The 13731-nt window shown below is 69.8% G+C and carries 17 protein-coding genes and 1 tRNA gene; 3 read left to right on the forward strand and 15 right to left on the reverse strand.

Going from position 1 to position 13731, the window contains the following annotated elements:
• Positions 1 to 28: 28 nt before the first annotated feature.
• Positions 29 to 1450, reverse strand: a complete 1422-nt coding sequence (locus ABFX51_RS14005; protein WP_177228722.1) for a sugar porter family MFS transporter — start codon at positions 1448 to 1450, stop codon at positions 29 to 31.
• Between the two features lie 93 nt (positions 1451 to 1543).
• On the reverse strand, positions 1544 to 2005 hold the full coding sequence (locus ABFX51_RS14010; RefSeq protein ID WP_091508053.1) for a MarR family winged helix-turn-helix transcriptional regulator: 462 nt from the start codon (positions 2003 to 2005) through the stop codon (positions 1544 to 1546).
• A gap of 72 nt (positions 2006 to 2077) precedes the next feature.
• On the opposite strand from ABFX51_RS14010, the gene ABFX51_RS14015 reads away from it, so the two are divergent.
• Complete coding sequence (locus ABFX51_RS14015) at positions 2078 to 3199, forward strand: FAD-dependent oxidoreductase (RefSeq protein WP_091508052.1); 1122 nt, start codon at positions 2078 to 2080, stop codon at positions 3197 to 3199.
• Here ABFX51_RS14015 and dcd read toward each other — a convergent pair.
• A complete protein-coding gene (gene dcd / locus ABFX51_RS14020; RefSeq protein WP_091508049.1) occupies positions 3196 to 3777 on the reverse strand; it encodes a dCTP deaminase in 582 nt (193 codons plus the stop codon). The two genes, ABFX51_RS14015 and dcd, sit on opposite strands and share 4 nt — an antisense overlap.
• Before the next feature lie 9 nt (positions 3778 to 3786).
• Positions 3787 to 4950 (reverse strand): oxygenase MpaB family protein, encoded by a 1164-nt coding sequence (locus tag ABFX51_RS14025; protein ID WP_091508046.1) that lies wholly within the window; start codon positions 4948 to 4950, stop codon positions 3787 to 3789.
• 94 nt (positions 4951 to 5044) lie between these two features.
• Between ABFX51_RS14025 and ABFX51_RS14030 the strand changes: the two genes are divergently transcribed.
• A tRNA-Gly gene (locus ABFX51_RS14030) sits at positions 5045 to 5115 on the forward strand.
• Positions 5116 to 5909: 794 nt separating this feature from the next.
• On the opposite strand, the gene ABFX51_RS14035 is transcribed toward ABFX51_RS14030, so the two are convergent.
• Entirely contained in the window at positions 5910 to 6356 is a 447-nt protein-coding gene (locus tag ABFX51_RS14035; protein ID WP_346053905.1) for a hypothetical protein, read from the reverse strand.
• A gap of 260 nt (positions 6357 to 6616) precedes the next feature.
• The gene (locus ABFX51_RS14040) at positions 6617 to 6823 is read right to left on the reverse strand and encodes a hypothetical protein (RefSeq protein WP_346053906.1); all 207 of its coding nucleotides are present in this window, start codon (positions 6821 to 6823) and stop codon (positions 6617 to 6619) included.
• A 14-nt stretch (positions 6824 to 6837) separates the two neighbouring features.
• Between ABFX51_RS14040 and ABFX51_RS14045 the strand changes: the two genes are divergently transcribed.
• Positions 6838 to 7104, forward strand: coding sequence for a hypothetical protein (locus ABFX51_RS14045; protein WP_346053907.1), 267 nt, complete (start codon positions 6838 to 6840; stop codon positions 7102 to 7104).
• Here the strand turns inward: ABFX51_RS14045 and ABFX51_RS14050 are convergent, their stop codons facing one another.
• From ABFX51_RS14050 to ABFX51_RS14090, 9 genes are all read right to left on the reverse strand, one after another.
• Positions 7105 to 7323: a hypothetical protein gene (locus ABFX51_RS14050; RefSeq protein WP_346053908.1), complete on the reverse strand. Its 219-nt coding sequence runs from the start codon at positions 7321 to 7323 to the stop codon at positions 7105 to 7107.
• Positions 7324 to 7351: 28 nt separating this feature from the next.
• Positions 7352 to 7993 carry a class I SAM-dependent DNA methyltransferase gene (locus tag ABFX51_RS14055; protein ID WP_346053909.1) on the reverse strand — a complete coding sequence of 214 codons (642 nt, stop codon included), beginning with the start codon at positions 7991 to 7993 and terminating at the stop codon, positions 7352 to 7354.
• A complete protein-coding gene (locus tag ABFX51_RS14060; protein WP_091508012.1) occupies positions 7990 to 8304 on the reverse strand; it encodes a hypothetical protein in 315 nt (104 codons plus the stop codon). The genes ABFX51_RS14055 and ABFX51_RS14060 overlap by 4 nt, the downstream gene beginning before the upstream one ends.
• A 147-nt stretch (positions 8305 to 8451) precedes the next feature.
• Positions 8452 to 10278 carry a glutamine--fructose-6-phosphate transaminase (isomerizing) gene (gene glmS, locus ABFX51_RS14065; protein ID WP_091508010.1) on the reverse strand — a complete coding sequence of 609 codons (1827 nt, stop codon included), beginning with the start codon at positions 10276 to 10278 and terminating at the stop codon, positions 8452 to 8454.
• Between the two features lie 12 nt (positions 10279 to 10290).
• Positions 10291 to 10548 (reverse strand): hypothetical protein, encoded by a 258-nt coding sequence (locus ABFX51_RS14070; protein ID WP_091508007.1) that lies wholly within the window; start codon positions 10546 to 10548, stop codon positions 10291 to 10293.
• A 69-nt stretch (positions 10549 to 10617) separates the two neighbouring features.
• Entirely contained in the window at positions 10618 to 11763 is a 1146-nt protein-coding gene (dusB, locus tag ABFX51_RS14075; protein ID WP_091508005.1) for a tRNA dihydrouridine synthase DusB, read from the reverse strand.
• Between the two features lie 28 nt (positions 11764 to 11791).
• Positions 11792 to 12187, reverse strand: a complete 396-nt coding sequence (locus ABFX51_RS14080) for a hypothetical protein (RefSeq protein WP_091508002.1) — start codon at positions 12185 to 12187, stop codon at positions 11792 to 11794.
• Positions 12188 to 12277: 90 nt separating this feature from the next.
• Positions 12278 to 13114, reverse strand: a complete 837-nt coding sequence (locus tag ABFX51_RS14085; RefSeq protein ID WP_091507999.1) for a fumarylacetoacetate hydrolase family protein — start codon at positions 13112 to 13114, stop codon at positions 12278 to 12280.
• A 32-nt stretch (positions 13115 to 13146) separates the two neighbouring features.
• Positions 13147 to 13731, reverse strand: a 585-nt coding sequence (locus ABFX51_RS14090) for an FGGY-family carbohydrate kinase (protein WP_346053910.1), incomplete at its 5' end; no start/stop codon positions are given.

Consider the following 13731-nt stretch of genomic DNA (forward strand, 5'->3'; position numbering starts at 1 on the left):
CGGGCACCCTCGGGCGCCCGCCCTTTTCTCAGGCCACGTCCTCCAACGCGGTGCCCTTGGTCTCCCGCACGAACTTCAGCGCGAACGGGATGGACAGGAGCGCGAAGGCGGCGTAGATCCAGTACGTCGTCGCCAGGTTCCACGCGGCCATGCTCGGGAAGCTGACCGTGACGGCCCAGTTGGCGACCCAGTTCGCGGCGGTGCCGACGGCGAGCGCGGCGCTGCGGATGCGCAGCGGGAACATCTCGCCGAGCATGACCCACAGGATCACGCCCCACGACAGGGCGAACGAGATCACGAAGACGTTCGCGAACACCAGCGCGACCGGTCCCCACGCCCCCGGCAGGCTCAGCTCCCCGTCGACGGTCTCGGCGTTGCCGAACGCGATGGCGGCGACGCCGAGGCCGATCGCCATCCCGACCGAACCGATGAGCAGCAGCGGCTTGCGGCCGACGCGGTCGATGAAGGCGATCGCGATGAAGGTGCCGATGATGTTGATGACCGGGCTGACCATCGAGATCAGCAGCGAGTCGGTGTTCTGGCCGACCGAGTGCCACAGCGTGTCGGAGTAGTAGAAGATCACGTTGATGCCGACGAACTGCTGGAACACCGCGAGCGCGATGCCCACCCACACGATCGGCAGCAGCCCGAACCTCCCGCCGACCAGGTCGCGGACCTTCGAGCGCTTCTCGACCCGCAGGCCGCGCCGGATGTCCTCCAGCTTCGCGTCGACGTCACCGCCCTCGACCTGCGCGAGCACCTTGCGCGCCTTGGCCGTCTTGCCGATGGACAGCAGGTAGTGCGGCGATTCGGGGATCACCGAAGCGAGCACGAAGTACACGATGGCGGGCACGGCCGCGGCGCCGAGCATCCACTGCCACGGTTCGATGCCGCCCAGCGAGCCGTTGAGGTCGTGCGAACCGTCGGCCCCGACCGGCGCCAGGTCCTTGATGACCCAGTTGACCAGCGCGGAAACGCCGATCCCCAGCACGATCGCCAGTTGCTGCAGTGACGCGAGCCGTCCGCGGTAGGCGGGTGGCGCGACCTCCGCGATGTAGGCGGGCCCGATGACCGACGCGACGCCGATCGCGATCCCGCCGACAACGCGCCAGATCGCGAGGTCCCACACGCTGAACGGGAACATCGCGCCTAGTGCGCTGACCAGGAACAGCACCGCGGCGAGCTGCATCGTGCGGATGCGCCCGATGCGGTCGGACAGCAGCCCGCCGAACCACGCGCCGACCGCGGACCCGATCAGCGCGCTGGAGACCGTGAGGCCGGTGACGCCGTCGCCCACCTCGAAGTGGTGCTGGATGCCGAGCACGGCACCGTTGATGTTGGAACTGTCGTAGCCGAACAGGAAGCCGCCGACCGCGGCCGCCCCGGCGATGAACACCACGTGGGCGAGATGTTGCTGACCGGCTCGCTCCCCGGTCGTGGGCACGCTCATGTCCCCTGCCTCCTTGGTTGTGCCTCCGAAAGGGGCCAACCAGGAGAGTGGTCCAGTCCATACCGGACCACCGGGTGAGATGGTTCACCCAGGTCAGCGATCTGTCAGGCGTGCGGCGGCTTCGTGGGTGATTCGTGCCGCCTCGACCGTGAAGTCCGCTACCAGCGCGAGCTGCTCGTCGCTGTAGGTGGCGCAGAGTTCCCGCACCTGCTGGATCAGGTGGTCCCACAGCGGCGCGATGGAGCGCGCGTACTCCGGGTTCAGCTCCACCAGCAGCCGGCGGCGGTCCCGCGGATGGGGCGTCCGTTTCACGGTGCCCTTGCGCTCGAGCCGGTCGATGAGCGCGGTGACCGACGCGGGCGCGAGCCCGGACCGCTCGCTGAGCTGCTTCGGGGTCAGCGGACCGAACCGGGCGAGGTAGTCCATCGCCTTCGTCTCGACCGCCGACAACCCCTGCCGCTCGGCGATGGCGGTGTGGAACATGACCGTCTCCGTCGACAGCGCCCGCGAGGCGTCGATCAGCCTGGCCACCAGTTCTTCCCGCTCGCTTGACACGCAGCAGAGCCTAACGCATCCTTTCTTTCGATCGAACTAATGACTTTGCAACTTTTCGATGGAAGGAAAGACATGGTGCGAGCACTCGTGATCGGCGGTGGCATCGCGGGCACGGTCACCGCGATCGCCCTGGACAAGGCCGGTTTCACACCGGTTGTATACGAGGCGTATGACAGAACGGCCGAGGGAGTGGGCGCCTTCCTGAGCCTCGCCGCCAACGGGATGAACGGGCTCGAAGCGCTGGGCATCCGGGACGTGGTGCACGGTTTCGCCACCCCCCGCATGGTGGTGCAGAACGGCAACTCCCGGCTGCTGGGCGAGTTCGAGTCGCCGGGCATGCGGACGGTGCCGCGCTCGGACCTGTACGTGACGCTGCGGGACGAAGCGGCGCGCCGGGGCATCCGGATCGAGTACGGCAAGCGGCTGGTGGACGCGGAAGGCCCGCGAGCCCGGTTCGCCGACGGCACCGAGGCCGAGGGTGACCTGCTGATCGGCGCCGACGGCCTGCGCTCACGCGTGCGGCGGCTGATCGACCCGCGGGCGCCGGAGGCCCGCTACGTCGGCCTGTTGAACACCGGCGGCATCGCGCGGGGCGTCCCCGTGGACACCGAACCCGGCGTCATGCACATGGTGTTCGGCAGGCGGTGCTTCCTCGGGTACGTGCTGAACCCCGACGGCGACGTCTGGTGGTTCGCGAACCCGGCGGCGGACGAGGTCCCCGACGCGACGCCGGAGCAGTGGCGCGCGGAACTGCTGCGGTTGTTCGCCCGCGACCGCACCCCGGCACGCAGCCTCATCGAGGCGACACCCGAGATCTACGCCCCGTGGGCCACGTACGACTTCCCTCGGGTACCGACGTGGCACCGCAACCGGATGATCATCATCGGGGACGCCGCACACGCCGCGTCCCCCGCCTCCGGTCAGGGTGCCTCGATGGCGATCGAGGACGCGGTCACCCTCGGGCGCTGTCTCCGCGACGCGGCGGACGTGGAGCGGGCGTTCGCGGAGTACGAGTCGCTGCGCCGGGAACGCGTGGAAGCCGTGGTGGCGCAGGGGAAGCGCAACGGTGACCAGAAGGCGCCAGGACCGGTGGGCCGGTTACTGCGGGACTTCTTCATCGCACGGGCGCTCAAGGACCCGAACCGGGACGAGCAGCGCTGGCTGTGGGACCACCGCGTCGAGTGGGTGTCCTAGCGCCAGGTGTCGACGCGGTGGAAGTTGAGGTACGCGCGGCTGGGCGTCGGGCCGCGCTGGCCCTGGTAGCGGGAGCCGACCTCGGTGGAGCCGTACGGGAACTCGGCCGCGCTGGTCAGGCGGAACAGGCACAGCTGGCCGATCTTCATGCCGGGCCACAGCGTGATCGGCAGGTTCGCGACGTTGGACAGCTCCAGCGTGATGTGGCCGGAGAAGCCGGGGTCGATGAACCCGGCGGTGGAGTGCGTGAGCAGCCCGAGCCTGCCGAGGGAGGACTTGCCCTCCAGGCGGCCCGCGAGGTCGTCCGGCAGCGTGACCAGCTCGAACGTCGAGGCGAGCACGAACTCGCCGGGGTGCAGCACGAACGGGTCGTCTCCGGTCTTCTCGACCATCGAGGTCAGCTCGTCCTGCTGCTTCGACGGGTCGATGTGGGTGTACTGGCTGTTGTTGAAGACCCGGAAGAAGCGGTCGAGCCGCACGTCGATGCTGGACGGCTGCACCATGGCGGGGTCGAAGGGGTCGATCCCGAGGCGTCCGGCTTCGACTTCTTTGCGGAGGTCACGGTCACTCAGCAGCACGGGTTCACACTATGCGGCCCGCATGTGGCGGGAGTAGGTCGGGTCGAGGTGGACGATTTTCGCCAGCCGGCCGACGTAGTGGCGGCGTTCGAGGCCGCCGAGGAGCTCCTGCAGGAGCGTCGCGCCGGGGATGTGGCGGCGGGCGGTCTCGGCGGCGAAGTTCGCGGCGGCCGCGGCGAGGACGGCGGCCTGGGCGACGGGGTCGTCGGGCAGGCCGAGGAAATCGGCGTTGTCGCGGCCCAGCACCAGGCGGCTGATCGCGGAGTGGACGCGGGAGAGGACCTTGCCGACGGGGCTGGCCTCGTGGGTTTCGAGGAGGGCTTTCGCGAGCCGCCGCGAATCGTCGTCGGGGATGAACTCGGTGGCGGCGAGCAGCCACAGCAGGCGCCAGGCGTCGTCCTCGCCGGCGGGCAGCAGCTCGTCGTCGACGCCCATGAGCCAGCCCACGTAGCGCCAGAGGTGCAGGATGTCGGCGCGTTCGCGGTCGGTGTAGCGGATGCCGAGGAACTGGGTGCCGACGACGAAGACGAGCGAGAACAGGAGGAGCGTGCCCGCGGTCTGCACCTGGTTGACGGGGCGGTCCCACGCTTCGTAGTCCCAGTCGGGGCGCCGGTTCATGGCGGCGCGGACGTGGGCGTGGACGAGGCGGACGCGGAGGGCGGCGGCGTAGCCGGGGCGGTGGGGCCGGAGGTTGCCGGGCGTGGTGACGTCGATCCACCACGCGGCGGTCTCGATGAGCCGCCGCCCGGCGAGGTGCTCGATTTCGCCGGTGCCGACGAGGGATTTGGTGGCGCGGGAGGCGAGGTAGCCGCCCATCAGCGCCATGTCGCCGAGGGGGAAGAGCCCGAGCAGCCCGGTGCGGGTGATGGCGCGGGCGCCCCGCTCGACGCGCTCGTGGTCGAGCCAGTACGGCACGGCCTCGACGGCCTCGAAGAACGCGCGCACGGCCTCCGGCGGGTCCTGCACGTGTGCGATGCCGTGGGCGAGGGCCTCCTCGAAGGCCTGTTTCGCGCCGGGCGCCGCGACGAGCGCGTCGGCCAGCGGGTCCTCGGCCTGCGCGAAGGCCCGGAAGCGGCGGACCTGCGCCTCGTCGCCGCGGAAGCTGTTGCCAGGCCCGAACAACCTCGCGGCGAGCGCGAACCCGCCCTGCCGGAAGAGCTCGGGATCGTCCATGACAACAAGTGTTGTCAGTTCAGGGCGGCCACGTCAAGGAGAAGGGAGGGCTGGGTGCGGGGGGTGCGTTGCGCTGTGTATGATCTGTGGCGCTGCGGATGTAGTTCAATGGTAGAACATCAGCTTCCCAAGCTGAGAACGCGGGTTCGATTCCCGTCATCCGCTCTTGAGGCGAAGGCCCAGGTCAGCAGGTGTCTACTTCGGACCTGGGCCTTCGTCGTCCTCGGTCGTGGGCCATCAGGGCGCGCCACTGGGTCGCGCTCCTACGACGTCCGGCCAGCGATGGTCGATGTCGGGGCATCGCCGGTACCACCAAGCCAGACCGAGAGGCGCGAGCGGATACGGCAGGGTGCGCTTCGCATATTCACGGTCCAGCGGGTTGACGAGGCGTCTCAAGCGGTCGGCGGCTAACGCAGGTAGGTGCCGCATGACCTCGTCCAGCTCCGATCGGCAGTACGGCATCCCACAGCAATCGGAATGGTCGGTCCCCGGCCGGCCGTGTCGAGCGGCCTCGCGCCACTCGTCGAGCATCCGAACTGTCCAGCCCGGCGAAGGCTCAACCCGTGCGATGTAATCGCGCACCGCTGGAGACAGACCCGGGATCTGCGACGGCCGGTAACGGCGTGGGCGGCTGGGGAGCGCGGCTCGTACCGCGCCTGCGGACCTACGCGGCATCGTCCTTTCGGAAGATCGTCATGTGCCCATCTTGGCACTCCTCGGACCTGCGGCACCTCCTCAGCAGGAGCCTGTGCGGGGCAGCCCGCAGCAATTGCCCCGGTCAACCAGGGTCAACAGGGGTAGCCCGCGCGGATCAAGAACCGCAGGTCAGACCCGTTTTCCTGCGCTCCGGCTACGGTTCCCAAGCTGAGAACGCGGGTTCGATTCCCGTCATCCGCTCTTCGCAGGTCAGAAGGGGTGCCGCCCGGGTTCGGGAGGCGCCCCTTCTGCTGTGTGGGGCGTCAGATGTGTTGCATGACCTGGCGGACTCGATGGCCCAGTGCAGCGGCGATCGTTGCCAGTTCGTCGTCGGTGAGCCAGCTGCGGCCGGGATTCCGGGCGGCGATGTCGATGCAGCCGAAGGCGCATGGCCAGTCGAAGCGGAGGGTGTCCAGCGAGGTGTCGGCGCCGCAGCACGGCAGGCGCACGGCCAGGTCGTCGAAGCCGTCGTCGTAGTCGTCCGGCATGAGGTCTGCCCACCGTTCGAGATTTGCGCCGCAGTGGGGGCATTCGACTCGTTCGAGGTTCGAGCCGCTGTGGATGAAGGCGGCCGCTCGGTGAAATTCGACGGTCACCACACTGTCCACAGCGACGAGCCGGGCGACGACCGCCGCGGCGCGATCGGCGACGTCAGCGCTGGGTCGCCAGAACGGATCGGTGGGGACGACGTGAAGCAGGTTTTCGCTCATTCGCTTCGATCCGGTCTGTTCACGCCTACTCGCATGACGAGATCCTGCCGATAGGCTCAGTCGAACGTCAACGCCGCCGGGAACCGTTCAGGGCTCGCGTATGGGTCGGGCAGCGTGCGGCGCAAAGCCGAGGCTCTCAAAAACATCATGCGCTCGCAATCTGTGGATCCGCCATCAGCAGCACACGGTTTGCGGCGGCATCGAACCCGAGAACCGGGTGGCTCGGGTCGCCTTCGGGCGACAGCTGGCCCAGCTCACCATCAGCACCGGGGATCAGCGCCTCGCGTGGGAAGCGCCGTGATGACCTCGCCCACTCGGTACTCCCAGCTCCACCCGCTGGTCCGCACGAGGTCGAAAACCGCCTGCCAATCCCCGGCGGACGCGCCCTCCACCCACACGTCCGGGAGGCTGCCCATCAAATCGGCGTCGAAGAAGTTCTTCACTTCTTCCCACCGCAAATCCGGCATGGAAGCATCGAAGCATGGCGTTCCGCGAGCTGATCGACGACCTGCTGGCCATCCTGCGGACCGGCGAGCACGACGTCAGCTGGACGCGGTTCCGCTCCACGGCCGAAGTGGTCAGCGAGCTGGAGCAGTTGCGTGAGCGCATCGACGAGGACGAGGCGCGTGAACGGCTGAAGCTCCTCTGCCTGCCGACAGGCGCGATCGAAGAGATCGCCGTCTCCAGCGGCTGGGCGTCGACCTGGGTCCACCTCGTCAACAGCAAGTACCGGGCCGACTTCGCCTGATCACTCCGGCGGATCACCCGGGGACGGGGCCGGGGCGCGGCGTTCCGCCTGGATCTCGATCTCGAATCGCGCCCGGTGGGCCTCCGGGTAGCCCCAGACCTCCTCGAACGGGCCCATCAAGCCCGCGCCCACGCCCGTGCGGCGGACCCGCCACGCCAGCCACGGCAGACCGCCGAGGATCACGGCGAAGAATGCCGCCGTCACGAGGAAAACGGTCATGGCCCCGAGGGTACGCACCGAGGCGGGTTCAGTGCTCCCTCTGGCTCAGCAGGTACGCCTGCGGGGTCTTCTCGAAACCTTCCGGCTTCCGCAGCAACCGAGCCGTTTCCTCGAAACCGGCCGCCGACAGCAACTCGCCGATGCGGTCCGGCGACAGGCGGTACGCGTCCAGCGAAACGTCGTGGTTGTAGGCGTGCTCGATGTGGTGGCGGTGATCGTCACCGGCCTGGAAGGCGAGCAGCAGGTACCCACCGGGCTTGAGCACCCTGGCGAACTCGGCGAAGACCTCCGGCAGGCGCTCCGGCGGCGTGTGGATGATCGAGTACCACGCCACGAGCCCGTCGAGACTCGCGTCCTGGAGGTCGAGCGCGAGCATCGTGCCCACCTCGAACCGCAGGCCGGGATACCTCTCCCGCGCGACTTCGACCATCTGCGGCGACAGGTCGACGCCGAACACGTCGAGCCCCAGCGACGCCAGGTGCGCGGCGATGCGCCCCGGACCGCACCCGATCTCGGCGACGCGTCCTTCCGGCACGAGCTCGGCGAAAGCGCCGAGCATCGCGCGGTCGAAGGTGCTGTGGGCGAGGAGGTCGCGTAGCACCTCGGCGTAGTCGACGGCGACGGTGTCGTACGCGGCGCGGGTCTCGGTCACGAAGGCGGGCTCGGTCACGGCGAGGACCGTAGCGTGGTCGCACTGGGCCGGACGCAGCGTTGAGCGTCGATGTCCCACGTACCGCCGCTGTCGAGGCAGTTCGTGTACTCCAGCTGACCTTCCACCCACTGCTTGTGGCCCGCGCACACCGAGTACAGCTTCTCGTCACCGTCGCGGCACTGGTAGCCGTACTGTGGCGCCGGCCGGGTGGACCTCCTCGGCGTGGACGTCTTCTGCTTGCTGCTACTCGGCTTCGGCTTGCTCGTGGTCGCTGAAGCGGACGAGGGCGACGGCGTGGGTTCGCCGGTCGTGGCGACGGTCGTCGTCACCGCCGGCGGAGGAGCGGTCGGGGCTGACGGAACCACCTGTGTACAGCCGGCAAGCCCGCCCAGCATCACTGCCGCGACAACGATCCTCATGCGCATCACCGGCTCCAAGCTCCCCTCGCCAGAGGGTCGCCCGGAGCCGGTCGGTCGTTACTCCACCGTCACGCTCTTCGCCAGGTTCCTCGGCTTGTCGATGTCCCTGCCGAGGTGGTGCGCCAGGTGGTAGGCGAACACCTGCAGCGGGATCGTGAACAGGATCGGGTCCAGTTCCGGCTCACCGCGCGGCACGCGGATCACCGAATCCGCCAGGCCCTCGGGCAGCGATGCGTTCGTCACCGCGATCACCGGGCCGCCGCGGGCCTTGATCTGCTCGATCGTGCCGATGTTCTTCGTCAGCAACTCGTCGTCCGGGACGATGACCACCGACGGCATCGCCGGCTCGATCAGCGCCAGCGGGCCGTGCTTCAGCTCGCCCGCCTGGTACGCCTCGGCGTGCACGTACGAGATCTCCTTCAGCTTCTGCGCGCCCTCCCGCGCCACCGGCCAGCCCCGCACCCGGCCGATGAAGAACATCCGCTCCGCACCGCTGTGTTCCTTGGCCACAGCCGAAATCTCGTCCTCCGCCGCCAGCACCTCCGTGATCAACGACGGCAGCGCGTCCAGCCCGGCAACGATCCTCGAACCGTCCGAAACGGACAGATCGCGGATCCGCGCGAGTGCCAGCGCCAGCATCGCGAAGCAGACGCCCATGTTCGTGTACGCCTTGGTCGACGCGACCGAGACCTCCGGGCCCGCGTGCAGGAACACGCCCTTGCCGCACTCCCTGGCGATCGCGCTGCCGACCGTGTTGACCATGCCGATCACCTGGCCGCCCTTGCGCCGCAGCTCCTGCACCGCCGCCAGCGTGTCCGCCGTTTCACCGGACTGGCTGATCGCCACGTACAGCGTGTCGTCCTCGACGACGGGGTTGCGGTACCGCAGTTCCGACGCCGGCTCGGCGTCCGCGGGCAGCCGCGCCCACTCCTCCACCAGGTTCGCGCCCAGCTGCCCCGCGTAGTACGCCGAACCGCAGCCGAAGAACTTCACCCGCCGGATTCCGCGCAGCGCACGGGGATCCTGGTTGATGCCACCCAGCCGCGCCGTGCCGAACCGCTCGTCGAGCCTGCCCAGCAGCGCCCGCCGCACCGACTCCGGCTGCTCCCAGATCTCCTTGTGCATGAAGTTCGCGTAGTTGCCGAGCTGGTAGTCCTCGTCGTCGAGGTCCACCGTCATCGGCGTCTTCGCCGTGCGGTGCGCCTGCAGCGTGCTGGTCACGAAATCGTCCGGCGTGAGCGTCGCCAGCTCGCCGTCGTCGAGGTACACGACGCGCTGCGTGTACCGCACCAGCGCCGCCACGTCCGAGGCGACGAACATCTCCCCGTCGCCGATGCCCAGCACGATCGGGCTGCCGTTGCGCGCCACCACGAGCTGGCCCGGGTTCTGCGCGTCCAGCACGACGATCCCGTACGCCCCGTTGACCTCCCGCAACGTCGCGCGCACGGCGTCTTCGAGAGACTCCGCGCCGTCCGCCAGCGCCGCCGCGATCAGGTGCGCCAGCGCCTCGGTGTCGGTCTCCGACGTGAACTCCACGCCCTGCTCGGTCAGCCGGTCCCGCAGCCGCCCCGCGTTCTCGATGATCCCGTTGTGCACCACGGCGATCCGCTTCGCGCCGTCCACGTGCGGGTGCGCGTTGGCGTCCGTGGGCTCACCGTGCGTGGCCCACCGCGTGTGCGCGATGCCGACCGTCGCCGGCTGCTGCTCCTCGACCAGCTCACGCAGCTCGTCCACGCGCACCGCGGCCTTCGTGATCTTCAGGCGGTTCCTGGCCGCGACCGCGAGGCCCGCTGAGTCGTACCCGCGGTACTCCAGCCGGTGCAGGCCCTCCAGGAGGACCGGTGTCGCCGCCCGCGCCCCGACGTACCCCACGATTCCGCACATACTCCGCCTTCCTCACCCGTAGACGATGCGCCGCAGCTGGCGCTCGGTCAGCTCGCCGGCCCCCACGGGCCGCTGCGCGAGCTCCTCCGAGATGACCTGCCAGATCTCCGCGTTCTTACGCCCGCGCCGCTGCAACTCCGCGTGCCGCCGGCGCACGAACTCCTCCGTCGTCTCGCTGAAGTACGCGACGACGTCGGCGATCACGCGCTCGGCGACCGGTACGGGCAGCCCCGTGGAGCCCGCGACGTGGTGCACCAGCTGCTGGTCCATGCTTCGACATTCCCAGCGGCGGCGGTAGGGGGCAAGTTTTCTGCCCGATATCGGGCAGAACTCACGGGGTTAGCCCCCGGAGTGCATGTCCTCGGTCTCGGGGACCAGGTCGTCGTCCGGGTCGTCGAGCCAGCCGTGCGGCAGCGTCACCTTGCCGGGGGAGCCCTGGCGGCCACGCGGGCCGAGCGCGTCGGCGGGGAACGGGGCCTCGGGGTCGAGCTGGCCGATGAGGTCGTCCAGCTCGGTCAGCGAGGAGACCATCGCGAACCGGCGGCGCAGCTCGGAGCCGACGGGGAAGCCCATGAAGTACCAGGCCATGTGTTTGCGCAGGTCACGCATGGCCTTGTCGTGCCCGTCGTGCTGGACGAGCAGCTCCGCGTGCCGGCGCAGGACGCGCGCGACCTCACCGAGGTTCGGGCCCTGCGGGATCTCGCGGCCCGCGAACGCGGCCTCCAGCTCACCGAACAGCCACGGCCGCCCGAGGCAGCCGCGCCCGACGACGACGCCGTCGCAGCCGGTCTGCTCGACCATGCGCAGCGCGTCGTCCGCGGTGAAGATGTCGCCGTTGCCCAGCACCGGGATGCTGGTCACGGCCTCCTTCAGCCGGGCGATCGCGCTCCAGTCGGCCTTGCCCGAGTACCGCTGCGCGGCCGTGCGGGCGTGCAGGGACACCGCGGCGGCGCCCTCCGCCTCGGCGATGCGGCCCGCGTCGAGGAACGTGTGGTGGTCGTCGTCGATGCCGATGCGGAACTTGACCGTGAACGGCACCCCCGCCGACTCCGCGGCCTTCACCGACTCGGCGACGATCCGGCCGAACAGGCGCCGCTTGAACGGCAGCGCCGCGCCGCCACCCTTGCGGGTGACCTTCGCGACGGGGCAGCCGAAGTTCGAGTCGATGTGGTCGGCCAGCCCCTCCCCGACGATGATCCGGACGGCCTCGGCCATCGTCTTCGGGTCCACCCCGTACAACTGCATCGACCTGGGCTTTTCGTTCGCCGCGAAGGTCATCATGTGCATCGTGCCGGGGTGCCGCTCGACGACGGCGCGGGCGGTGATCATCTCGCACACGTAGATGCCGGCGCCGTACTCGGCGCACAGCTGCCGGAACGCCACGTTCGTGATCCCGGCCATCGGCGCGAGCACGACCGGCGGATCGACCTCGCAGGGGCCGATCTTCAGTGCGGGCTTCGTCAGGGTCTGGGTCACGGGCTCCATTGTCCCCCGTGATCCCGGGCACCCGCAGTTAGGCCTGCTCGACCGCGGGGATCTCGGCCGCCCGGCGGGAGCGGGGCCGCGGCGCCGAGACCGTCCAGAGGACCTTGCCGTCGGGGGAGGTGCCGCCGACGCACGTCAGCCGGCGGCACACGACCCGCCCGCTGTGGCCCGCGGTGCCGAGTTCGATCGTCAGGTACGGGATGCGCACGGTCGGGCTCTTGAGGACGACGTCCTCGGCCCTGCCGACCACCAGGCCGGTGAAGGACAGCTGGTCGAAGTGCAGGGACAGGACGGACTCGAAGAGCAGCTCGACCGGTTCGTCGGGGTTGTCGTCCGCGCGGAGGGTGAGCTCCGAGTGCTCGACGTCGTAACGCCACACGCGGAAGGCCCTGGACGAGCTGAACAACGGCTCCGGCTGGTTCATGGCCCCAGTATCGGGGCTCACCCCGCCTCGCGCGGCTCGATCATCACCCGGACTGCGGACGCGGCGGCCGGCGGCCGGGCCATTCGACCGTCACCGGAAGACCTGGCGCTGCCGGCCGAGGCCGTCGATCTCCAGCTCCACCACGTCGCCCGGGCGCAGGTACGGGAACTTGCCCGACAGCGCCACGCCCTCCGGCGTACCGGTGTTCACCACGTCGCCCGGGTCGAGGACCAGGTACTGCGACAGGTCGAAGACCAGCTGCGCCACCGTGAAGATCATGTCCGCCGTCGTCGAGTCCTGGCGGGGCTCGCCGTTGACCCACGACCGCAGGCCCAGCTTCTGCGGGTCCTCGACGTCCGTGGCCAGCCACGGGCCCAGCGGGTTGAACGTCTCCGCGGACTTGCCCTTCGACCACTGCCCGCCGGACTGCTCGATCTGCAGCGAGCGCTCCGACACGTCGTTGCCGATCGTGTAGCCCGCGACGCACGCGAGCGCCTCCTCCGGCGACGACAGGTACCGCGCCTGCCTGCCGATCACCACCGCCAGCTCCACCTCCCAGTCAACCTTCGCGGCGCCGGGCGGGATGAGCACGTCGTCGTTCGGGCCGACGACCGTGTTCGGGTGCTTGAAGAAGATGATCGGCCGCTCCGGCGGCGTCGACCCGGACTCGGCGGCGTGCGCGGCGTAGTTCTGCCCGATGCACACCACCGCGCCCGGTTTCGCCACCGGCGCGCCGATCCGCTGCCCCTCGACGTCCACAGTAGACAGTGAACCGGCGGCGAGTGCGTCGGCGACGCGGGCGAGCCCACCGTCAGCGAGGAAGTCCCCCGTCACGTCGGCGGTGAGCCCGCCCAGGTCGAACACCGCGCCCTCGTGCCGCACCGCCGGCCGTTCGCTGCCGAACTCGCCCAGCCGCATCAGTTCCACGTGTTGCCTCCTCGATCTTGAGGAGGCCCACGTTAGCCCGGCCGGTACTCCCGCAGCGGTTGCGTCCTGGCCAGCAGCTCCCGCATGTCCCCGAGCCCGCCGCCGAAGGCGCCGGCCGCCCGCGCCTGCACCAGGACGTTGCCTAGCGCCGTCGCCTCGACCGGGCCCGCGACGACCGGCAGCCCGCACGCGTTCGCCGTCAACCGGCACAGCAGCTCGTTGCGCGCCCCGCCGCCGACGATGTGCACGCAGTCCACCCGCCTGCCGGACAGGCGGACCGCGTCGTCGATCGCCTTCCGGTACGCCTCCGCGAGGCTGTCCAGCACACACCGCGTGAACTCCGCTGGCGTCTCCGGCACGGGCTGCCCGGTTGCCGCGCACACCGCGGCGATCCGCGACGGCATGTCGCCGGGCGGCAGGAACCGCGGGTCGTCGACGTCCACCACCGACCGCCGCGGCAGTTTCGCAGCCGCCGCGAGCAGCGGTGACAGGCTCTCGACCTCCCATTCCCGCAGGCATTCCTGCAACAACCACAGCCCGCTCACGTTGCGCAGGTACCGGATGTCGCGCGTCAGACTTTGTGGCTCAGGGGTTATGTAGGTTCCTGAGCAGGAGGT

The organism is Amycolatopsis dongchuanensis (genome assembly GCF_039542405.1).
Classification (GTDB): Bacteria; Actinomycetota; Actinomycetes; order Mycobacteriales; family Pseudonocardiaceae; genus Amycolatopsis_E; species Amycolatopsis_E sacchari.